Annotated in this window: 17 protein-coding genes; 5 read left to right on the top strand and 12 right to left on the bottom strand. The window is 62.8% G+C overall.

The genetic code is table 11. From position 1 onward, the window contains the following. Positions 1 to 35: 35 nt before the first annotated feature. The 6 genes from glgB to SynTAK9802_RS07570 are packed head-to-tail and all read right to left on the bottom strand — an operon-like array spanning position 36 to position 5875. Entirely contained in the window at positions 36 to 2333 is a 2298-nt protein-coding gene (gene glgB, locus SynTAK9802_RS07595; RefSeq protein WP_186495626.1) for a 1,4-alpha-glucan branching protein GlgB, read from the bottom strand. A gap of 60 nt (positions 2334 to 2393) precedes the next feature. Further along, the gene (locus SynTAK9802_RS07590; RefSeq protein ID WP_186495625.1) at positions 2394 to 3104 is read right to left on the bottom strand and encodes a DUF3887 domain-containing protein; all 711 of its coding nucleotides are present in this window, start codon (positions 3102 to 3104) and stop codon (positions 2394 to 2396) included. 10 nt (positions 3105 to 3114) lie between these two features. Further along, positions 3115 to 4719 (bottom strand): CocE/NonD family hydrolase, encoded by a 1605-nt coding sequence (locus tag SynTAK9802_RS07585; RefSeq protein ID WP_186495624.1) that lies wholly within the window; start codon positions 4717 to 4719, stop codon positions 3115 to 3117. Then, positions 4709 to 5020 carry a hypothetical protein gene (locus SynTAK9802_RS12610; RefSeq protein WP_255487717.1) on the bottom strand — a complete coding sequence of 104 codons (312 nt, stop codon included), beginning with the start codon at positions 5018 to 5020 and terminating at the stop codon, positions 4709 to 4711. The genes SynTAK9802_RS07585 and SynTAK9802_RS12610 overlap by 11 nt, the downstream gene beginning before the upstream one ends. Before the next feature lie 16 nt (positions 5021 to 5036). Then, positions 5037 to 5438, bottom strand: a complete 402-nt coding sequence (locus SynTAK9802_RS07575; RefSeq protein WP_186495623.1) for a DUF4332 domain-containing protein — start codon at positions 5436 to 5438, stop codon at positions 5037 to 5039. Continuing rightward, positions 5438 to 5875, bottom strand: a complete 438-nt coding sequence (locus SynTAK9802_RS07570) for a DUF2518 family protein (protein WP_186495622.1) — start codon at positions 5873 to 5875, stop codon at positions 5438 to 5440. Before SynTAK9802_RS07570 ends, SynTAK9802_RS07575 begins: the two co-directional genes overlap by 1 nt. 66 nt (positions 5876 to 5941) lie before the next feature. On the opposite strand from SynTAK9802_RS07570, the gene SynTAK9802_RS07565 reads away from it, so the two are divergent. The 5 genes from SynTAK9802_RS07565 to SynTAK9802_RS07545 are packed head-to-tail and all read left to right on the top strand — an operon-like array spanning position 5942 to position 13576. Next, complete coding sequence (locus SynTAK9802_RS07565; RefSeq protein ID WP_255487716.1) at positions 5942 to 10393, top strand: translocation/assembly module TamB domain-containing protein; 4452 nt, start codon at positions 5942 to 5944, stop codon at positions 10391 to 10393. A gap of 3 nt (positions 10394 to 10396) precedes the next feature. Further along, positions 10397 to 11305 (top strand): ROK family protein, encoded by a 909-nt coding sequence (locus SynTAK9802_RS07560; RefSeq protein WP_186495621.1) that lies wholly within the window; start codon positions 10397 to 10399, stop codon positions 11303 to 11305. 8 nt (positions 11306 to 11313) lie between these two features. Further along, the gene (locus tag SynTAK9802_RS07555) at positions 11314 to 12621 is read left to right on the top strand and encodes a glutamate-5-semialdehyde dehydrogenase (RefSeq protein ID WP_186495620.1); all 1308 of its coding nucleotides are present in this window, start codon (positions 11314 to 11316) and stop codon (positions 12619 to 12621) included. After that, complete coding sequence (locus tag SynTAK9802_RS07550) at positions 12621 to 12992, top strand: dihydroneopterin aldolase (RefSeq protein WP_114988319.1); 372 nt, start codon at positions 12621 to 12623, stop codon at positions 12990 to 12992. Before SynTAK9802_RS07555 ends, SynTAK9802_RS07550 begins: the two co-directional genes overlap by 1 nt. Further along, on the top strand, positions 12989 to 13576 hold the full coding sequence (locus SynTAK9802_RS07545) for a triacylglycerol lipase (RefSeq protein ID WP_186495619.1): 588 nt from the start codon (positions 12989 to 12991) through the stop codon (positions 13574 to 13576). Before SynTAK9802_RS07550 ends, SynTAK9802_RS07545 begins: the two co-directional genes overlap by 4 nt. A 2-nt stretch (positions 13577 to 13578) precedes the next feature. On the opposite strand, the gene SynTAK9802_RS07540 is transcribed toward SynTAK9802_RS07545, so the two are convergent. Genes SynTAK9802_RS07540 through thrS form a run of 6 tightly spaced genes read right to left on the bottom strand, consistent with a single transcriptional unit; the run spans position 13579 to position 21535 of the window. Continuing rightward, positions 13579 to 15681: a M3 family metallopeptidase gene (locus tag SynTAK9802_RS07540; RefSeq protein WP_186495618.1), complete on the bottom strand. Its 2103-nt coding sequence runs from the start codon at positions 15679 to 15681 to the stop codon at positions 13579 to 13581. A 1-nt stretch (position 15682) separates the two neighbouring features. Continuing rightward, positions 15683 to 17218: an NAD(P)H-quinone oxidoreductase subunit 4 gene (locus tag SynTAK9802_RS07535; protein ID WP_186495617.1), complete on the bottom strand. Its 1536-nt coding sequence runs from the start codon at positions 17216 to 17218 to the stop codon at positions 15683 to 15685. A 57-nt stretch (positions 17219 to 17275) separates the two neighbouring features. Further along, the gene (thrB, locus tag SynTAK9802_RS07530) at positions 17276 to 18223 is read right to left on the bottom strand and encodes a homoserine kinase (protein WP_186495616.1); all 948 of its coding nucleotides are present in this window, start codon (positions 18221 to 18223) and stop codon (positions 17276 to 17278) included. Between the two features lie 14 nt (positions 18224 to 18237). Then, positions 18238 to 19272, bottom strand: coding sequence for a glucokinase (locus SynTAK9802_RS07525; protein WP_186495615.1), 1035 nt, complete (start codon positions 19270 to 19272; stop codon positions 18238 to 18240). A 35-nt stretch (positions 19273 to 19307) separates the two neighbouring features. Beyond that, positions 19308 to 19703, bottom strand: a complete 396-nt coding sequence (locus SynTAK9802_RS07520) for a DUF1824 family protein (RefSeq protein ID WP_186495614.1) — start codon at positions 19701 to 19703, stop codon at positions 19308 to 19310. Then, the gene (gene thrS / locus SynTAK9802_RS07515) at positions 19700 to 21535 is read right to left on the bottom strand and encodes a threonine--tRNA ligase (RefSeq protein WP_186495613.1); all 1836 of its coding nucleotides are present in this window, start codon (positions 21533 to 21535) and stop codon (positions 19700 to 19702) included. Before thrS ends, SynTAK9802_RS07520 begins: the two co-directional genes overlap by 4 nt. Between the last annotated feature and the right edge of the window lie 3 nt (positions 21536 to 21538).

Genomic DNA, 21538 nt, shown 5'->3' with positions numbered 1-21538 from the left:
GCTAGAGCTTTACCCCCTCTTTGTCATCACGTTCGTCACACGATGTTGTCCGGCTCGCTGCTGCTCAGGCTGCGTTTCGGGTCGTGCTTGAACACCATCAGGCTCAGCGGCGGCAGGCAGAGATCCAAGGAGTTCTCGTAGCCGTGGATGCCCCATTCGTCTGTTGGTTTGCCGCCCATGTTGCCGAGGTTGCTGCCGCCGTACTTGGCTGCATCGGAGTTGAAGATCTCCTCGTAGAACCCTGAGAGAGGAACGCCCACGCGGTAGTGGGAGTGACTTTGGGGCGTGAAGTTCGCCACCACCACCAGCCAGGTGCCGCTTGCACTCTCCCGACGCATGAAGCTGATCACGGAGTGCCGGTTGTCGTTGCAATCGATCCACTGGAAGCCGAACTGGTCGAAGTCGTCCCGCCAGAGGGCCGGTTCTGCCTTGTAGAGAACGTTGAGGTCATCCACCAAACGCTGGATGCCCTTGTGGGGTTCGTAGTTGAGCAGATCCCACTGGAGATCGCCCCACACATTCCATTCAGCCCGCTGGCCGAATTCCATCCCCATGAAGATCGTCTTCTTGCCGGGGTGCGTCCACATGTAGGAGAGCAACGCCCGGGTGTTGGCGTACTTCTGCCAGTCATCTCCCGGCATCTTGTGCAGGAGATGGCTCTTCCCGTGCACCACTTCATCGTGGCTCAGGGCCAGCATGAAGTTCTCGGTGTACGTGTACCAGATCGAGAACGTGATGTTGTTCTGGTGGAACTGGCGGAACCACGGGTCCAGCTCGAAGTAATCGAGCATGTCGTGCATCCAACCCATGTTCCATTTGAGGTTGAATCCGAGGCCGCCGCTGTCCGTGGGCTGCGTCACCATCGGCCAGGTGGTTGATTCCTCCGCGATCGAGAGGGCCCCTGGGAAGTGCTGGAACAGCACGTGGTTGGCCTGCTGCAGGAAGCGAACGGCTTCGGTGTTCTCCCGACCACCGTTCTCATTGGGTAGCCATTCCCCGTCGGGACGCAGGTAGTCGCGATAGAGCATCGAGGCCACGGCATCCACGCGAATGCCATCGATGTGGAACTGCTCGAACCAGAACACCAGGTTGGCGACGAGGAAATTACGAACCTCGTTGCGGCTGTAGTTGAAGATCAGCGTTCCCCATTCCTTGTGTTCCCCGATCCGGGGATCACTGTGTTCATAGAGATGGGTGCCATCAAAGAAGGCCAGGCCGTGGGCATCCTTCGGGAAGTGGCCCGGAACCCAGTCGATGATCACGCCGATGCCTTCGGCGTGACAGCGATCCACGAAGGCCCGGAATTCATCGGGCGTTCCGTAACGGCTGGTGGGGGCATACCAACCCGTCACCTGATAGCCCCAGGAGCCGTCGAAGGGATGCTCGGTGATTGGCATCACCTCGATGTGGGTGAAGCCCCTCTCCTTGACGTAGGGAATCAGGCGATCGGAGAGTTCGGCGTAGGTGAGCAGGCGAGCGCCGGGTTTCATCTCCGCGGCAGGAACGGGCGTCCGAGGGGTGCCGTCGGGTTGAATCCAGGGCTCATCTGCTGAGGCGTGGATCCAGCTGCCCAGGTGCATTTCATACACCGAGATCGGTTGATCGAGCGCGTTGCTGCTGTCGCGCTTCTGCATCCAGCCCTGATCGGACCATTGGTATCCGCCCAGGCGAGCCACAACGGAGCTGTTGTCTGGGCGAACCTCGTGCTGGAAGCCGTAAGGATCAGCCTTTTGGTAGCAGTGGCCTTCTTGGGTACGGATTTCGTACTTGTAGAGATGTCCCTCCTCGAGGCCGGGGATGAACAGTTCCCAGATGCCCCCGACGCGCTGCTGCATGGGGTGGTGACGTCCATCCCACGAATTCAGATCTCCTATCACGGAGACCGTGAGAGCGCTGGGCGCCCACAGGCAGAACATCACACCCCTGACCCCGTCACGCTCGGTGAGGTGGGCACCCATCTTTTGCCAGATGTGGTGATGGTTGCCTTCAGCAAACAGGTGGCGATCCATTTCGCCCATCCATTCGTCGCGGAAGGCCCAGGGGTCGTGTTGTTCGTGAACGATCCCGCCCCGCTCAACCCTGACCCGGTACGTGCAGCCGGGGTCTCTGTTGAGCTGTGCCTCGAACACCCAGGGGTGGTTTGGCGTTGTCATGGCGATCTCGTCGCCAGCCTGCAACAGGGTGACTGTTTGGGCTTCCGGCATCCAGATCCGCACGGTCCAACCCTGATCCGAGGGTTGAGGACCAAGCACCGCAAACGGGTGGTCATGGCGACACTTCGCCAACCGTTCGCCGTCCTGCACCATCCAGTCGAGGACTGCGGCGACACCCATGGGAGATCTGTGAATTGGGCGAGATGTTAAGCCCGATTTACGAAACAGATCCGCTGTTGATCAGACGAAGTCTCGGGAAATGTCGACGTTGATGATCCGACCGCTTGCGTCAAAGATCACGAACAGGTTGGTGGTGGCCTGGCCGAAGGCGACAGCCACCAGCACGAGCTGCTGATCGCCGCCTTGATGGGCGATCACAGCGTCCTTGACCTTGCGGAACCCACCTGACACCTGGCTGAGCTTGGTCCATTTGCGTTTCAGATCTCCCGGGGCCAGCTCCTCCTGGAGTTGGAGGGACATCTTGGATCGCGCGGCAATCCAGCGTCCTGCTGCCAGGTCGCGGGTGAAGTCGAGGGCCGTTGTCTCGATCGGCTGGATCCGGTCGCTCCACTTCCAGGCGAGCAGTTTGCCGTCCTCATCCAGCACCATCAGCACCCCTTCGTCACCGGATGCAGTGGTCACCACCGCATCGATGGTTGTTGTGTTGTAACCAGGGGTCACGCTGACAACGCGGGTTGCATCAATGGCCGCGCGTTGGTTCAGGCGTGCCTGGACGGTGTTCATATCAACGCTGGTCTGAACCGGGGCGGCGAGAGCGTCATGCATGACGTCTCCCTGGCGATTTTTGAGCGCCTCCAGCAGCAGTTCAGCCGCCGCCGTTGCCTGGGCTGGGGTGAGTTCGGTTCTGGTGAGTTGCTTCGCTGCTGCGGGACTGATCAACCCCATGGGAGCCGACAGAGCGATGGCCAGCAGGGCAGCGGAGAGCTTCAAAGCACAAACGTCAGTCGAGCTTCAGTTTGCCGGAACTAAAGGGGTTCAGCTGCAGGGTGGAGCCAGCAAGTTTCAGTGTCAGCGTCACCACACGATGCTCTGGGCTTGGTGCTCCGCAGGCAACGGCATCGTGGCCAGGATTGACGCCAATGGCCGGCCACGCTGCTGCGGCAACGGAGATCCTCAGTCGATCGCCACAAGCCAGGCTCGCGTGCAGCGGCTGGAGGATCACGCTGCGCCTGGCTGGCTGCAACGCCTCCTCTCCGCGAATCCGGACGACTCCCGTGCTCAGTTGATCAACGCTGTTGGTTTCAGCGGGCAGGCGCGAGAGGCTGATGCAGAGATCAAACCCGGGCTGGTCCGCTTCGGCGTCCAACAGGAGGTGCGGTTGACCTGACAGCAGCAGCTCATCGACCAGGGGTGCGGTAGTGAATGTCGCGACGTCGCTGCGTTGATCCACGGCCGTGCGCTCAGCGGGGCCAGGGTTTGTTCCGAGGTGTCCCCCGATGGCCGGAACCGGTCGCCAGGGGTCATGAACGATGACCACGCTTCCTTCTCCTTCTCCATCCGCCACAAGGGAGCCTTCACTTGGGTCGATGCAGGCCAGTCCATGGCTGCGCAGTCCCCATGACGCTGACCTGCCCGAGGCCGGAGCGGGGATCGCGTTCCACTGATGCTGGGTGATGTTCCAGAGCTGGTGACTGGGCTGCGGTTCCTGTGGGGGGCGATCCTGCAGATGTTGTTGGAAGAACTGAAGCATCAGCTGCTGGGTTTCCGGCCACCACTGCAGATGGGAGGCAGGCCCGATGTGCAGGGATGGCTGCCCGCCGGCCGCTTGGCTGCGATGCCAGAGGTCGAGCAGACCCACCAGATGCGGATCCCACCATCCACCGATCAACAGCATCGGCCGCTGGAGCCAGCTCTCCGGGGCGTGATGAACCGTCCACTGCTGATCGTTGCTGGGGTCGTTGTTCAACCAGCTCCAGGCCATGCCTTCGGGGTCATGGCGCTCCAGCAGGGTTGGTCCGTCCCGCAGATAGCGGTTGTCTTCAAGGCTTTGGCGGATCTCCAGCCAGGCCGTTGCATCTCCGCGTCGCTGGGCCTGGAGGGCCGCCAGCTGCAGCCCCCATCCCAGGCCGAGGTGCCACCAGTGGGCACCGCCTTCACAACTCCAATGGCGTCGTTCGTCCAGGCCGGTCATCGCCGGAGCGGTGCACTCCGGCGGTGGGGCCGATTCAGCTGCGGTGAGCTGGGTCAGGCCCTGATACGAAAACCCGTAGACCCCCAGGCGTCCATTGCATTCCGGCAGCTGCCGCACCCAGGCATGGGTGGCGGGGGTGTCGGCTGCTTCCTGACCAAAACCCCGGAAACGTCCCTCCGACTCGCCTTGTCCTCGGACGTCCTGAACGACTACCAGGAAACCATGGGACGCCCACCAACTGGGGTGGGCGTAGGTCACGGTTGAGGCGATGCGGCTCCCGTAGGGCTGCCGCATCAGCAGGGCTGGCCAGGGGCCTTCGCCGCTGGGATGCCACAACCGTGAACGCAGCTCCACGCCATCGGCCGTCCTCAGCGCTGCAGACCGGCAGACAATTCCGCTGGTCTCAGCGGACATCGGCGCAATGCATCCCCACGATGTAGGTCATGAGGATTTCCGCATCCTGAAAACTCAGCTTCTCGCTGGCGGCGACCTGGTTGATGTAGGGCTTGGAGAATGGCGATCGGCCGTTGGCGTTCATTTGCCGGAACGAACGGCACATGGCCTTTGCTTGTTCAGGATTGCGTTTGACGCTGTTGAGCAAGTCCGAGTCAGCGGCAACCACGAGCAATGGTGAGCCCAGGAGCGCCAGAGCGATCAAAGCTGTGCGTAGGAGTTTCAAGCCCATAACAGGTTCATACGCAGGTTTGGATGCCAAGGCAGCGTGGCTGGGGTCAGTTCGCCAGTTGCCTGGCTCGGCGGATCCAATCGCCGGCCACCCGCAGATCCACCACGGCAGGCCGTTTGGTTCCAAGGCTGCGCTCCAGCCTTCCGGTCTGGCGCACGAGACGTTCGGGGGTGCATGCCGCCAGTGCGGCGGGCGTGGCGATGCCCGCATGCATCAGCAGCGCGGCGTCCTGGGGAGGCAAATCCAAGCGGCAGACCAAATCGGCCATGCCCCGCAGCCGCTTGAGGTTTCGGGCCGAAGCCTGGCCACTGCGGGCGAGTTGGCTCAGTTGCAGATCCGTTAGATCACGAATGCTGGACCAGCGCTTGATACCGGCCCGATCCAGTTCCTGTTGTTCCTTGCGAAACGACTGGGGGAGCTCCTCGATCGCGTCGTTGAAGTTCGTCATCAACGCAAGCTCTTGCTCACCTCGCCAAGGATGACGGGGCGTCCCAGCCCATCGCCCTCCGCCTGGATGCCCCGCAACCGCACCAGCACGCTGCTGCTGGAGCGACCTGAGCCGCGCAGGTTGCCCTCCAATTGCTCCAGGGTGGCTTGAACTGTGGTTGGGGCCAGGTCGGCAGGAACCTGGGCGACCACCAGGTCGTTGCCGTTATCGAACACGATCGGTGCCCGCACTGCACCCTCCACCACCACTGGCGGTGTGTAGCTCACGCCGAATGCCCAGCAACTCACGGCCAGCAGCAGGGTGAAGCTGCTCACGCCGACCAGTCGAAACCGAATGCCCCACTTGGCGAGAAAGGCAACTGCCGTTAGCGCTCCAAGCCCAAGCCCAGACCAACCCAGCCAGGGAGCGGCAGTAAGCAGCAGCTGATCGAAGGCCATGGGGTCTGGTGGACTGAAAACAGTCTCCTTATATTGCGCGAGATTCCGGGGAGACCGCCGCGTCTGATGGGGAAAACGCGGCGCAGGACCTGGTTGGTTGCGGGAAGTTTTGTTCTGGTCGGGGCTGGAGCAGCAGGCTTGATCGCCCTTGACCGCGCTGCCGAAGGCATCCTGAGCCGGGCGCGCCCCAGCTTGGAGCGCACGTTGTCGGGTCCTCTGGGCCACGACGTGGATCTTGGCCCTTACGAGGGACTTCGCCCCTTGGGCCTGGGGATCGCCATCGGGCCGAGTCGAATCTTGCCGTCGGCGGCGGATCGTTCTGAGCTGAGCCTGGCGGGGCTTGAGGTGGGCCTTGCTCCCTTGGCGAGTCTTCGGCGTCTGCAACCGGTTCTGCAGATCACGGTGCACAGGCTGCGTGGTCAGTTGCAGGCCAATGAGGCTGGTCGGTACTGGACCTTTGGGCCCCTGAGCGGCGACGGCACCCTGCCGCGACTTGGCGTGCAGTACCGGTTGGCCGATCCTGCATTGCTTCGTTTCGGTCCTCAGCAGCAGACCCTTGAACTCCGCAGTCGGGGCGCAGTGCGGCTCGGGGAGGCTTTTTTCAGTACCGCATCGGAACTTCGCTGGCTCGACGCAGAAGGGGTGCTGCGGCTCGATGCACAAGGGCATTGGGATCGCCCTCGCTTCAGGCTTCGAACGCGGCTGGATCGGCTCAACCTGAAACCGTTGGGGGCCGTCATCGCCCCCGCTCAGGATCTGGATGCCTCTGGAACCTTGGAGGGAGATGTTCAGATCGGCTGGGCCGATGGGTCGTTGAACTGTCGAGGTGGGCTCAGCCTCAAGCGTCTCGAACTTGCTGCGCTGAACAGCAATCGCCTCAGGGTCGCTTGCAAGGGCGATCAACTCACCTTGCAGCCCGCAACACTGCGTTTTGGAGCCTTTGAGGCTCGGGTCTCAGGGTCCGTTGCCTTGAACAAGAGCTTTGATCTCCAGGCTGACGTTCTCCGTACAGACCTCAGCTCTGCAAGCCAGGACCGGTTGAAGCTCAGGATCCAGGGCCCCTGGGGGGAGCCCCGGTGGAGTGCAGATGGTGAGATCCAGCTGCCTGAGGCCACAGGGCTCAACACAGCCCTGATGCTGGACGCTCAGTGGCGCACCCCCTGGTTGCAAGACCAGCAACCGTCTGTTGCCGTGGACAGGCTCCGCCTCAGTGCCCCGGGACTGCGCTTTGGGCTGGCCGGGACGATTGGATCCCGATTGGATCTGGGCAGCACGGAGCTGCAGATCGATCCCCGCTTCTGGTCTGCGCTGCCGACCCTGCAGGCCGGACTGGGCCACACCGCTCCGCTCCTTGGAAGCGTCGACGTCAGTGGTGGGTTGGCCTCACCGGAGCTGAGCCTGAAGCTTGGCCAGGCGTCCAACCCGTTGCTTGATGAGTGGTCGTTTCAGACCCGATGGTCCTCGCAGGACTCCGCCCTGGTGCTGGATCACTTCACCAGTCCGTTGTTGCGGGCGGAAGCGCGCCTTCCTGTGCAACTGGCGCAGGGGCGGTTGCAAACCGGTGAGCTTCAGAGCGGCTTTGAACTCCAACCTTTCAGCCTGAGCCGTTTCACCCCCTTGATCGGTACGCCGCTGGGCGGGCAGGTGGCGGCGCGGGGTCGCGTGATGGGTCCTCTGTCGGGGCTTCAGCCCGACATCAGCCTGACGCTGAATCAACCCCGCGTTGGTGCCTTGCAGGTTCCCGAACGCTGGCAAGGCAGCCTCAACGGTGAACTGGGCCGTGGTGCTCGTCTGGCGATGGCGGCCCAGCATCCTGTCGTGCCCGGCTCGCTCGTGGCTGAACTCGATGCCGATGCTTGGCCCAAGACCGTGCTCTTGCGCCGGGGTGAGGGGCAGTTGCGCTTGCACGGGCTGGATCCGGCTGGAGAGCAACGCCGCTACCGCTGGCGTGCAGCGGACCTCAACATCGATGGACTTCGTTTCATCGTGCCTCCGGTCAACCAGCCCAAAGCGGTGGCAGGTCAGCTCTCGGGTGCAGGGAGCCTTGCCATGGGCCCCCTCGCGATCCGTGGGTCTGCCGTCATTGCGGACGGCTCGATGGCGGGGGTTGCCGTCCAGAGCCTCGAGCTGGAGGGTTCCCTCGGGGATGGGCGTTTTCAGGCCAATGCAGCACTGACGCCATTGCAGGGCAGCATTCGGCTGAAGGCCCGTGGCGACCTGGGTGGCTGGATGCACAGCGGCATCGATGCCGAAGGCCTGGATGTCACCTGGCTGACACTTCTGGCCCGTCAGTTGAGAGGGAGCGATCCCGAACCGGGCTTGGCCCCCGGCCGTGCCGAGGATCTCGGAACCCTGTTCATCAACACCTTTGGTGGATCGCTTGATGGTCAGTTGCGAGCTCTTGCGGAATCGCGCCGGGCGCTTGAGGCCTATGCCCTGGCCCACCCCCGCAAGGGCCCTGAGCTGGAGCGCCTGGAAGGGCGGGTCAATCTGTCGGGAACGATCGACGGTCCTGATCCAAAGCGCCTGAAGGCCGATCTGATCGCCAAGGCCCATCTTTGGATTGAGGGGGAGGACCAGGCCAAGGCACTCCAGCTACAACCGATGGTCGCCACGCTTCGTGGCCCGCTGCTCGGTGGATCCGGTGATCTCTCCCTGCTGCAGGTTCCGATCTCTCTGCTGGCGTTGTTGGCTCCTGTGCCGCCGCAGCTCCGAGGCAGTGTTGGCATCCGCGGCCGCTATGACCTCAGCGGAACGGCTCCACTGCTGGTTTCCGATCTGGTGCTCGACTCCGCCAGCCTGGCGGGCCAGCCCCTGCAGTTGGAGCAGCGATCGGTTGTCGTTGAGCGTGAGTTGATCCGCCTGAACCTGGCCCTGAAGGGAGGCGAGAGCAAGGAAGCCGTCACCGTGGCCGGCACGCTGCCCTTTAATCCTGATTCGGATTTGAACCTGAGGCTGGAAAGCCATGGGGATGCTCTTGGCGTTTTGACGCTTCTCGCCGGAAATTCCTTGGCCGTGAAGCGGGGGATCACCAATCTGCGGCTGTTGCTGCGCGGGCCGTTGAACCAACTGCAAGCCAATGGCTTTGTGGTGGTCAGCAATGGAGATCTCAGCATCGGTGAACAGGAGCTGAGTCGGATCAACGCCTCGATCCTGTTCGATTTCGATCGCGTCTTGGTGCAACGCCTGGAGGCTGAAGTGGGCCGCGGCGGCTCGCTGCGCGGTTCAGGAAGCCTTGGCTTGTTCACCCCCCAGAGCGGAGCTTCACCGCTCACCCTGCAACTCAGCCAAGCTCAGATTCGTCAGCCGATCGTGCAGTTCCAGGCCGATGGCGAACTGCAGGTGTCTGGAGCTTTGCTGCAACCCGTCCTCTCCGGAAATCTGGAACTCTCGCGGGGCACGCTTCGGCCCCAGTCCGGTTCCTTCGGACTTGTACAGCGGGGTGGACTTAAGCGATTGGTCCCCAACAGTGAGGAGGGTGCCACTACTGCGGAGCAGCCCGGTCCCCAATCGTTCAAAACACTTCTGGAGGAGGACTGGGATTTCAAGAAACCTCTGGTCCTGATGGGATCCAAAACAACCATCCAGGGCCCAGGTCAGCCCCAACGGTTCATGCCGACGCTGCCGGCTATCCGATTTGAAAATCTTCGGCTGGCCCTCGGCCCTGATAGCCGGGTGCTAATGCCCTCGATCAGTTTCAAAGGGGGTGGTGTGGTGACGTTGAACGGCCCCTTGGATCCCTCTCTGCAGGCAAGGGGCTTGATTCGGCTCAATTCCGGCAGGATTTGGATTCCACCTCTCGCTCCACTCCGTTTGGATCCTCAGGAGGAGAACGTTGCAGTATTTACCCCCTCTTTGGGGCTAGTCCCCTACGTGGATATCGCTTTGCAAGCCAGGGTTTCCGACACCGTCAGCGCGGGCACCAGCGATCAAATCACCACTGCAAATCTATTCGCATTGAATGGCACGGGTAGTTCTCCCGCCGGGGTTGCTCAGCTCCGGCTGGTAAAGGTCATGGTCCAGGCCACAGGCCCGGCAAACCGTCTTGGTGACAGCAAAAATCTTGTTTTGCGTAGCTCCCCACCGATGAGCGAGCAGCAGCTGTTGGGTTTGATCGGTGGTAACTCCTTGGCTTCTTTAGGCAGTACTGGTGGTGCCGCTTTGGCCACAATGCTGAGCCAATCGCTGCTCTCACCGGTACTGGGCACGTTGACCGATGCCATGGGTCAACGGCTCCAGATTGCGATTTTCCCGACCTACGTCAATCCTGAGTTGAAATCAGAGGAGGAGCGCACCTCGGGCCGTGTATCGCCAACACTCACATGGGTTACTGAGTTCGGTGTGGCATTGACCAACCGGTTCAACCTTTCCGTTCTGATGGCACCGAACACAACCGATGTTGATGTTCCTCCCCAAGGGACTGTCTCTTATCGGTTGACGCCGAACACGACCATGTCTGCGTCGATGGATGCCGATGGCACCTGGCAGAGCCAGTTGCAGGTGTTCTTCCGGTTCTGAACCATGCCTACCGCGCAGGTGATTGGAGTGGATCTCGGGGGCACGGCGATCAAGCTGGCCCGGATTCGTGCTGATGGAACGGTGCTGGCGGAGGCGCAATGCTCCACACCGCAGCCCGCCGTACCTGGCGCCGTGACGATGGCCCTGTGTGAAGCCATTGAACAGATTGATCCTGAGCATGCGGCTGAGGCGGTCGGCATTGGCCTCCCCGGTCCCATGGATGCGGCGGCTCGGGTGGCCCGGGTTTGCATCAACCTGCCCGGCTGGGAGGACGTGCCGCTGGCGGATTGGCTGGAGTCCAGGCTCAACCGCCGGGTCACCCTTGCCAACGATGGCAACTGTGCGGTGGTCGGTGAGGCCTGGCTGGGCGCCGCCCGTGGTGTTGATGATGTGGTGCTGTTGACCCTCGGAACCGGTGTGGGAGGAGGGGTGCTTCTAAGGGGTGAGCTGTTCACGGGCCACAACGGCGCTGCAGCGGAACCCGGTCTGATCGGGGTTCAGCCCGATGGTCCGGCCTGCAACAGCGGTAACCGTGGCTCTCTGGAGCAGTTCGCCAGCATCACCGGCCTGCGGCGCTTGTGTGATCGCGATCCCCGCGAGCTCAGTGCAGAGGCCGATGCTGGTGATCCGGAGGCCCTGGAGGTTTGGAGCCGTTACGGCGAGCGCCTGGGCTGTGGCGTTGCTTCGCTGGTGTACGTGTTCACGCCGCAGTTGGTGTTGCTGGGTGGCGGCCTGGCCGGTGCTGCCCGCCACTTTCTGCCGGCGGTGCGCCGCGAGGTGGAGTCGCGGGTTCAGGTCGTCTCAAGGGAGGGGTTGCGGATCGAAGGCGCCTGTCTGGGGAACGGCGCTGGACGCCTGGGGGCTGCGCGACTCGCTCTGCGGCGGCTGAACGGGATGATGGCTCCAGATTGATTGCCTTGATGTCCAGCGTTCCAGAGCCTTCTGCTGCGTTGTTGCAGCGTGCCGCGGCTGTCCGCCGTGCTGCTGTTGATCTGGGGCAGACCGATGACGGCCAGAGAGCTCAGGCGCTTCAGGCGATGGCGGACGCGCTGACCGACCGCGCGGAAAGCATCCTCGCGGCCAACCGTGAAGACCTCCAACGCTCTGCAGCCGAGGGGTTGGCGCCGGCTTTGATGGCGCGGCTGAAGCTGGATGACAGCAAGTTGGCGGCGGCCATTGATGGCGTCCGCAAAGTGGCCAGCCTCAGTGACCCGCTGGGTTGTCGTCAGTTGCATCGGGAGCTGGATCAGGGCCTGGTGCTGGAACGGGTCTCCGTTCCGCTCGGGGTGGTGGGTGTGATCTTTGAAGCCAGGCCGGATGCGGTGATGCAGATCGCCTCGCTGGCTATCCGTTCGGGCAACGGTGCTCTGTTGAAAGGGGGCAGTGAGGCTCGCTGCACCAATGAGGCTGTGATGGAGGCCCTGCAGGCAGGCCTGGCGGCCAGTCCGGTGTCTGCCGATGCCCTGGCTCTGCTCACCACCCGTCAAGAAAGCCTGGCCTTGTTGCGTCTCGATGGCCTCGTGGACCTGATCATTCCCAGGGGAAGCAACGAACTGGTGCGCTTCATCCAGGACAACACCCGCATTCCGGTGCTGGGCCATGCCGATGGGGTTTGCCACCTCTACGTGGATGCGGCGGCCGACGTCGACAAAGCTGTTCGGGTGGCGGTGGACAGCAAGAGCCAGTACCCCGCCGCCTGCAACGCCATTGAGACCTTGCTGGTGCACCGCTCGATTGCGCAGCCTTTTCTCGCCGCTGCGCTGCCGGCCTTCGCTGCTGCCGGGGTGCAGCTGCGGGGCGATGCCGAGAGCGTGGCCCTTGGTGTGGCGGAAGCGGTCACGGAGGAGGACTGGAGCACGGAGTACCTGGATCTGATCCTGGCGGTGAAGCTGGTGGACGATCTCGAGGCAGCCACCGATCACATCCGCTCCTATGGATCGCGTCACACCGAAGTGATCCTGACGGAGGATGCCCAGGCGGCTGATCGTTTCCTTGCGGCGGTGGATAGCGCAGGCGTCTATCACAACTGCTCCAGCCGCTTCGCCGATGGGTTCCGTTACGGATTCGGCGCTGAGGTGGGCATCAGCACCCAGACCCTGCCGCCCCGCGGACCCGTTGGTCTGGAAGGGTTGGTGACCTACCGCTATCGGTTGCGCGGCGAGGGCCACATCGCTGCCGACTACGCCAACGGCAGCCGCGTCTTCACCCACATCGATCGGCCGCTGTGATGGATTGCATTGGTGTGAGGGACCTGCGGTTGTGGGCCCACGTCGGGGTGTTGGAACACGAACGTCGGGATGGCCAATGGTTCAGCCTTGATTTCAGTGTTCAACTCGATCTGAAGGCTGCTGCCGTGGCCGACGACCTGAGCCGGAGCCTGGACTACGGCGTGGCCATTCAGGCCCTGCAAGGCTTGTCCCGGCAGGTTCGTTGCCTCACGATCGAGCACTTCAGCGAGCAGATGCTGGATCGGCTGGAAACGTTGTACGGGCCCATCCCGGTCTGGCTGCGATTGACCAAATGTGCTGCACCGGTTCCAGGGTTTAACGGCCGCGTGTTCGTGGAACGCTCCCGCCATGGCGGCAGATCAGCCCTGTGAGCATCCCGTTGGTGCTGGTCCATGGTCTCTGGGACACGCCCCGCCTGTTTCATCGATTGATTCAGGGGTTGGACCAGCCCGATCGCCCGCTGCTGGCGCCGCATCTGCCCCATGGTCTGGGTTGGATTCCCCTGCGGCAGCTGGCCTCTCGCCTGGATCAGCACATCCAGCAGCGCTTTGGTGCTGACACCAGGGTCGATCTTCTGGGGTTTTCGATGGGGGGCGTGATCGGCAGGATCTGGCTGCAGGAACTGGGTGGGGTGCAGCGCACCCGGCGCTTCCTCAGTGTGGGCAGCCCGCAGCAGGGCACCCTGGCTGCTCAGATGATTCCCCGCCCGCTCCTCGCCGGTGCGGCAGACATGAAAGTGGGCAGTCGCCTGATGCGCGAGCTGAATCGCCAACCCGATGCCCTGGCTGGGGTCGACTGCTCCAGTTTCTTTTGCCGCTGGGATCTGATGGTCTGCCCCGGCTGGAGGGCCGTTCTGCCCTTGGGCCGGTGTGAGGAAATACCGGTCTGGACCCATCAGCAACTGATCAGCCGCCCCGCTGCGATTCGACGGCTCTGCAGCAGCTTGCGCGCCTGAGCTCAGGCCGTGGCCACCAGGCCGGAATGGCGAATCAGGGCTTCGGTGCTGGCAGGACGGCCTCGGAAGGCTTCAAACACCTCTGCTGGAGATCGGCTGCCACCGAGGCTGAGCACGGTGTCGCGGAAGCGGGCTCCCGTTGCACGCACCTGATCCTCCTGATCCAGACCCACCTCCTCAAAAGCGGAGAAGGCATCTGCGCTGAGCACCTCAGCCCACTTGTAGGAGTAGTACCCGGCGGAGTAGCCCCCCGCGAAGATGTGGCCGAAGGCGCAGAGGAACTGATCCTCCGGGATGGGATCCATCACCGTGGTGGTGGCGGCGATCTCACGGCGCAGTCCGTCAGGGCTGACGCCAAGTTCCGGGGTCCACTGGCTGTGGAGACGAAGGTCACTCAAGGCAAAGTGAACCTGCCGCAGGGTGGCGAGGCCTGCATTGAAGGTGCGGCTGCTGCGCAGTTTGTTGAATTCCGATTCAGGCAGGGGTTCACCGGTTTGCCAGTGGCGCGCCATGCCCATCAAGGTGGCGTGATCAAGGCACCAGTTCTCCATGAACTGGCTGGGGAGTTCCACGGCATCCCATTCCACGTTGCTGATGCCGGCGGCTTCCGGTTCCTCAACGGTGGTGAGCATGTGCTGGAGCCCATGACCGAATTCATGGAAGAGGGTCTCCACTTCCTCAAAGCTCATCAGGCTGGGCGTGTCGCCCACAGGTGGGGTCTGGTTGCAGACCAGATAGGCCACCGGCAGCACCACAGAGCCATCGGGTTTCTTGCTCAGGCCCAGGCATTCATCCATCCAGGCTCCGCCGCGTTTGCTGGCGGGCCTGCTGTAGGGGTCGAGGTAGAAGCCGGCAATGGGTGTGCCATCGGAGCGCTTCACCCGGAAGAAGCGCACATCGTCGTTCCAGGTCGGTGCTTCGCCGTCGGCGGCAACGATCTCGACGTCGAACAGACGCGTACAAAGGCTGAATAGGCCTTCGAGCACCTGCGGCAGCGGGAACCAGGGACGCAGCGCCTCTTGGTCCAGATCGAACCGGGATTTGCGCAACTTCTCCGACCAGTAGGCGATGTCCCAAGGGGCCAGCTCATCGGCTTCGGGGGCCTTGTGCTCCCTGGCGATGGCTTGGAGATCCTGCAGTTCTTGCTCAGCTGCTGGGTATGCCGCAGCGCGCAGTTCTTCCAGCAGTGCTTCCACCGCCAGAACATCGTCAGCCATCTTGGCGCTGAGGCTGAGGTCAGCCCAATGGGCATAGCCCAGGCGGGACGCTTGCTCGCGCCTCAGGGTCAGGATCTCCTCGATCAGTGCACGGTTGTCGAGTTCGCCTTCACTGGCCCGCCCCACATGGGCGCGATAGGCCTTCTCCCGCAGGGATCGGTTGTTGGCGTGCGTGAGGAAGGGCAGATAGCGAGGCATGTCCAGTCCCAGCAGCCACGGGCCGGACCCCGCAGACGCATCAGCATCCCCTGCTTCACGCGCTGCGGCAGCCAGTGCCTCCAAGGCCCGTTGCGGCAGGCCTTCCACCTCATGGGGCTGGCTGAGTTTCAGGGTCCACTGCTGCGTTGCATCGAGCACGTGGTTGCCGAACTGGGTGGAGAGAGCAGCCAGGCGTTCACTGGTGCTGTTGAAGGCTGCCTTCTCATCGCCACTGAGGCCAACACCGCGCTGCTGCATCGAGAGCAGCTCGGATTTCAGGATCCGCTCCTGGGTTGGGTTGAGCGGTTCGGAGGGATCGCTTTGGAGGGCCATCAAGGCCCGATGAAGAATCTGGCTTTGGCCAAGCCGGTTGCTGAGACGCACAACATCCGGTTGCTGGGCGGCATGGGCATCGCGCAGCTCAGGGGAATTGCAGACGCCATTGAGGTGTGACACCACACCCCAGCTCCAACGCAGCCGTTCGCCGATGGCCTGCAGCGGTTGCATCACCCGATCCCAGGACAGCTTCGAGGGGCCGGCGAGGGCTGTCTCAAGAGCCTGCTCGAGCGCAGTGAAGTCCCGATCCAGCTGTGCGAGCAAAACCGGGATGTCTGTGCTGACGAGCTCAGGGGAAATGGCCCGGAACTCGGGAAGCCCTTGGCCGCGCAGGAGGGGGGAAACAGTCGACATCTCAGCTGGCAATGAACTGCAGGGCCAGAGCGTTGGTGGAAGCTTCGTAGAGGTCCATGGCAATGCGGGGCCAGATGCCGATCACCAGGGTTGGCACCAGCAGGCTCAGGCCAATCACCAGCTCCCTGGGGCGCATGTCAGCGACGCTGGCCAGGGCCGGAATCCTGGGGCCAAAGAACACCCGTCGGCACATGGAGAGCAGATAAATCGGTGTGAGCACCAGTCCGATGGCGGCCAGCAGAACGGTGATCGATCGGAACACTGACGTGAAGGCTTCCTGGCTGGTGATGCCAAGGAACACGGTGATTTCACTGATGAAGCCACTCATGCCCGGCAGCGCCAGCGAAGCCAGGGAGCTGGCCAGGAAGAAGGCAAACGTGATGGGCAGCGCCTTGGCCAATCCGCCCATGTTGGGGATCGAGAGGGTCTTGGTTCGCTCGTAGAAGACGCCCGTCACGAAGAACATCGCGGCTGCGATCAGGCCATGGCTCACCATCTGGAGCATGGCTCCGCTGATTCCCAGGGCATCAACGGCACCGATCCCCACCAGCACAAAGCCCATATGACTCACGGAACTGCAGGCAATCCTGCGTTTCACGTTGTCCTGGGCGAAGGCGTTGAGAGCGCCGTAAACGATGTTGACGATCCCAAGGATCACCAGGGCTGGCGCCAAGGTGGCGTGAGCTTCTGGAAGCATCTGCACGTTGAAGCGCAGCAGGGCGTAGCCGCCCATCTTCAGGAGCACGCCGGCCAGAAGCATCGACACCGGAGCGTTGGCCTCACCGTGGGCATCGGGCAGCCAGGTGTGGAGCGGGAACATCGGCAGTTTCACGCCGAAACCAATCAAGAAACCCACGTAACACAACAGGCCGAAGCTGCCGCCCGGAGAACGAGCCGCCAGTTCCGTGATGTTGAAGGTGAACGTGTCACCGGAGAGGGCCAGTGCCAGACCGCTGATCAAGATCAGCAGAGAGGCCAGGGCTGTGTAGAGGATGAATTTGGTCGCGGCGTACTGGCGGTTTTGTCCGCCCCAGATGGCAATCAGCAGGTAGACGGGAACCAGTTCCAGCTCCCAGGCCAGGAAGAAGAGCAGAAAGTCTTGCGACAGAAAGACCAGGCCCTGGGCCGAGGCCTGCACAAGCATCAGGGCGAAGTAGAGCCGGGATTTGCGCTGAACCGACCAGCTGGCCGCCACAGAAAGGAACGTGACCAGGCCGCTCAGCACCACAAGAGGTGCTGAAAGACCATCCACACCAAGGGACCATTCCAGTCCGAGTGCAGGGAGCCAGCTCACCCGCTCCACCAGCTGCAGCCCTTCAGTGCTGGGGTCGAAGCGGGTGGCAAACACCCCCATCATCAAAAGAAGATCGACCAGCAGGACGCCCAGGGTGATGATTTTGGGCGCGGGGGATGGTTTCTCTTCGCTGCTCGGAACCAGCGGCAGCACCAGAGCTGCTGCCGCTGGCAACAGCACAATCAGCGATAAACAAGGGAAGGGACTGCCCGAGACAGCAAGCTCTGCTAACCCAGCGTCCATTCCGTGTCCGCAATCTTTAACAAAGCTAACAGGGCTGAATGCCCTGTTTAGGTGGATCTACTCATCGTCGGCCGGTTGCCAGTGGCTGCCTGAGGTCTGCAAATTCAGCACCGGCGCGCGGCTGGCGACCCCGGCAGCCTCCCAGGCTTTGACCATGGCTCGGCTGACGGCTGGGCCTTTGTCTTCCTCGCACAGAGCCAGGATGCTTGGTCCGGCTCCGCTGATGGCGCAGCCCCAGGCTCCCGCGTCCATGGCGGCCTGTTTGACCTGGTCGCCGCCTTTGATCAGGCGCCAGCGGTAAGGCTCGTGCAACCGATCGTGCATGCCGTCGGAGATCAGATCACCATTGCCGGTGCGCAGCCCTTGCAGCAGCAGCGTCAGGGCACCCAGGTTGACCACAGCGTCGCCAACCGGGATGGCCTTTGGCATGGCCCGGCGGGCTTCACTTGTGCTCAGGCGAATCGATGGAATCGCCACGACCGCCTTCACGCTCGGCGTCCATTCGCAACGCACCACGCGCCAGCGCTTCGATGCGGCCTTGGCGGTCATGCAGAGGCCCCCTAGAAGCGAGGGCACAACGTTGTCCGGGTGACCTTCGATATCGATGGCCAGCTCCAGCAGCTTCTCCTTGGAGAGGGGCTCACCGACGAGGGCATTGGCTCCCATCAATCCCGCCACGATCGCCGTGGCACTGCTGCCCAGCCCCCGTGCCGGCGGCACGGCAAGACGCACCCGTGCCTCAAGGGCGACGGGTTCCAGCCCAGCCGCTTTCCACACCCGTTGGGCCGCTCGGTAAACGAGGTTCTCCGGCCCACCCCGGAGGTGACTGCCTTCCGTTCCCTCAATAATCAGCTCAAATCGTTCACCGCCCCCTTCGATTCGCCGCATCGCGAAGCGGTTGTTCAGATCAAGGGCTGCACCGAGGCAGTCAAATCCGGGGCCCAGATTGGCGGTGGTTGCCGGGACGTCCACGACCACTTTCTGACCGATGCGCGGCTGCGCCATCGCTGATCCTCTGCTCAGGCCAGTGTCCCACCTGACTCCGCCAGCATCCGGGCGCGACAGGCTGCACTGAACAGTCCGGCATCGGGATCGATCACCGCTGTGACCTGCATCCCTTCGATCAGTTCGCGGAAGCGTCCCTTGTCGCGCATCGCATTGAGAAAGCTGGCGGATTGCAGTCCCTTCAATTGTTTTGATGCGGTGCCCCCGCCAACCCAGAGGCCTCCTGTGCAGAGTTCCTGAAGGGCAAGATCGCCTGCCGCTGAGCCATAGGCCTCCAGCCAAAGCTGTAGGGCGCGTTGCATCAAGGGATCACCCCCTTCAGCGGCAACGCTCACCTGAGCGGGAAGATCGTTGGAGCTGTTGCGCCGCCAAGCCTCAGCCACGCTGCGCAGGGGGTGCATGGCGGCATCGGGTTTCTGAAGCAGCCAGTGGGCCACATGCCCCAAGCCGGTGCCACTCACGATGCGTTCGATCGACAGGCGGCTGACGCCGAGGTCTTGTTTGAGCCAGCAGGCCAGCTCCCATTCCGCTTCGTTGCGCGGAGCAAATTCGCGGTGCCCTCCTTCGCTCGCCAAGGCCAACAGTCCCTGTTCGCTCTGGAGGCCTCGCGCCATGCCGAGACCGGTGCCGGCCCCAAGAATGGCCAGAGGGCCCTCGTCTTGGTGGCCCTTCTGAAGGATCACCTGCTGATGGCTGTCGAAATGGGGCAGCCCGTAAATCAGCACGCCGAAATCATTCACCAGCTCGAGCTGTTCCATGCCCGCAGCCCGCGCCAGGTCGGCCTCCCGCAACCTCCAGGGCAGGTTGGTGATCCTGGCCTCCCTGTGTCGCACCGGACCGGCAACAGCGATGCAGGCATGCGCTGGAGCTGGGAGATCGGCGGGGCGATTGTTGAGGAAGGCCTCGAGCATCGGCTCAAGGGTTGGCCATTCTCCCGAGTGGAAGCGTTCCTGATGCAGCAGGCGCAGCTGGCCCGCCTCACTCCCGTAGAGAGCAAGCAGAGTCTTGGTGCCTCCCATGTCCCCCGCCAGGAGTGTGCTGGTGGCCATCCAGGGCTGCGGCAACTCCTACCAGCGTGGTTGGCTCAGGAAAAGAAGTCCAGTGGGAGCGGTCCCCAGGTGGGGCTTGGCGTGGTGTCGTCGTCACCGTGGCCACTGATCAGAATTCCTTCGCCAAGGCCGTGCTCGATCCGAATGCGGATCGTGCCCCCCTTCTGATTGGCTTTCAAGAAAACAGGGCCCTGCTCCTCGGGGCTGTCGACGAGCTCCAGCGGCTCCCACTGTTTGCTTTGCTCGAGGCTGCGCATCGCTGTGAGGGCCTGCTCCCTGGACGGGGCCATGACGCCGATGGTGAACCAGCTGGCCTGGGCCATCGCCTGATCGAGTTCTCCTCTCAGCTCGTTTCTGATCTGGGGAGCCAACTCCGGCGCTCCCCGCAGACGCGCGAGATCGGCCAGGTGCTGCACATGGGTATCCGTCATCGGTTCAGCTCCAGGCCCGCGGCGCGCTCGCTGTTGGCCATCTGGGCAGCACTGAGAAGGTCGGCCACCGCTGTGACCCCGAGGTCACCGTCCCGTCGGCTGCGAAGGCTCACGGCGTTCTGTTCTGCTTCCTTGGCACCGATGACCGCCAGCACGGGGATCTTCATCTGTTCGCCGGTGCGGATCAACTTGCCGAGCCGGTCACCGCTGCGGTCAATGGTGGCGCGAACGCCAGCTTTGGTGAGTTTTTCCAACACTTGCTCGGCGTAGGGCTGCACCTCGTCGGTGACCGGCAGCAGACGCACCTGCTCGGGGGCTAGCCAGAAGGGGTAATCGCCGGCGTAGTTCTCGGTCATGATCCCGAAAAACCGCTCCAGCGAACCGAAGATGGCGCGGTGGATCATGATCGGCCGCTGCTTGCTGCCGTCGGCAGCGATGTAGTCGAGCTCGAACCGTTCCGGCAAGTTGAAATCCAGTTGGATCGTGGAGCACTGCCACATCCGGCCGATGGCGTCTTCGATCTTGAGGTCGATTTTCGGTCCGTAGAAGGCACCGCCGCCTTCATCGATTTTGTAGGCCCAACCCTTGCGCTCCAGGGCTTCAATCAGTCCCTTGGTGGCCAGGTCCCAGACGGCGTCATCGCCGATGGACTTCTCGGGGCGGGTGGAGAGGTTGATCTCGTAATTGCTGAAATCGAAGGCGGAGAGGATCCGTTCGGTGAGATCGAGGATCTTCAGGATCTCGTCGCTGATCTGCTCCGGCAGGCAGAACACGTGGGCATCGTCCTGGGTGAAGCCCCGCACCCGCATCAGACCGTGCATCACGCCGGGCCGCTCGTAGCGATACACCGTTCCAAGCTCCGCCCAGCGGATCGGCAGTTCCCGGTAGCTGCGCAGTTTGCTGGCGTAGGTGAGCACGTGGAACGGGCAGTTCATCGGCTTGAGCTGGTACTCCCGTTCGTCCACCTCCATCGGGCCGAACATGCTCTCGGCGTAGAAGTCGAGGTGGCCTGAGGTCTTCCAGAGGCTGATGTCCGCCACGTGGGGGGTGTAAAGGAGCTCGTATCCGCCCTCGAAGTGGGCCTGGCGCCAGAACTCCTCGATCAACAGGCGCATGCGGGCACCGCGGGGGTGCCAGAACACCAGACCAGCCCCGGCCTCATCCTCGATGGAGAAGAGGTCGAGGTCTTTGCCGATGCGGCGATGGTCGCGGCGAAGCGCTTCTTCCTTGCGACGTTTGTGTTCCGCCAGCTGTTCCGGGGTTTCCCAGGCCGTGCCGTAGATGCGTTGCAGCTGCGCTTTGGTTTCATCGCCTCGCCAGTAAGCGCCTGCCACGCTTTCCAGCTCGAAGGCCTTGGCATTGAGTTGGCCGGTGTGATCCACGTGGGGGCCAGCACAGAGGTCCCACCAGTCCTCACCAAGGGTGTAGAGGGTGATCGGCTCCTGCAGGCCTTCAAGAATCTCGAGCTTGTAGGGCTCGTTTTGGGCTTTGATTTTGTCCTCGGCTTCGTTCCGGCTCACCTCGACCCGTTCGAGAGGCAGCTTTTTGTTGATGATCTTGATCATCCCCTTCTTGATGGCCTTCAGGTCGGCCTCGGTGAAGGGATCGGGATTGTCGAAGTCGTAATAGAAACCTGTTTCGGTCCAGGGGCCGATGGTGACGCGTGCCTTGGGAAACAACTGCTGCACAGCCATGGCCATCACATGGCTCATGGAGTGCCGAATCTTCAGCAGTTGATCGCTTTCGCTGGTCTTGGGCAGAACCACCGGTGCTGAAGGGGCTGGGGTGGTTGCTGCAGCGCTGCTCACCGGTTCAGGTTCAGGGCCCGCCATCCT

The organism is Synechococcus sp. TAK9802, assembly GCF_014279535.1.
Classification (GTDB): Bacteria; Cyanobacteriota; Cyanobacteriia; order PCC-6307; family Cyanobiaceae; genus Parasynechococcus.
Note: the sequence above shows the minus strand (reverse complement) of the source record. Positions and strands in the feature narration are given on the sequence as shown.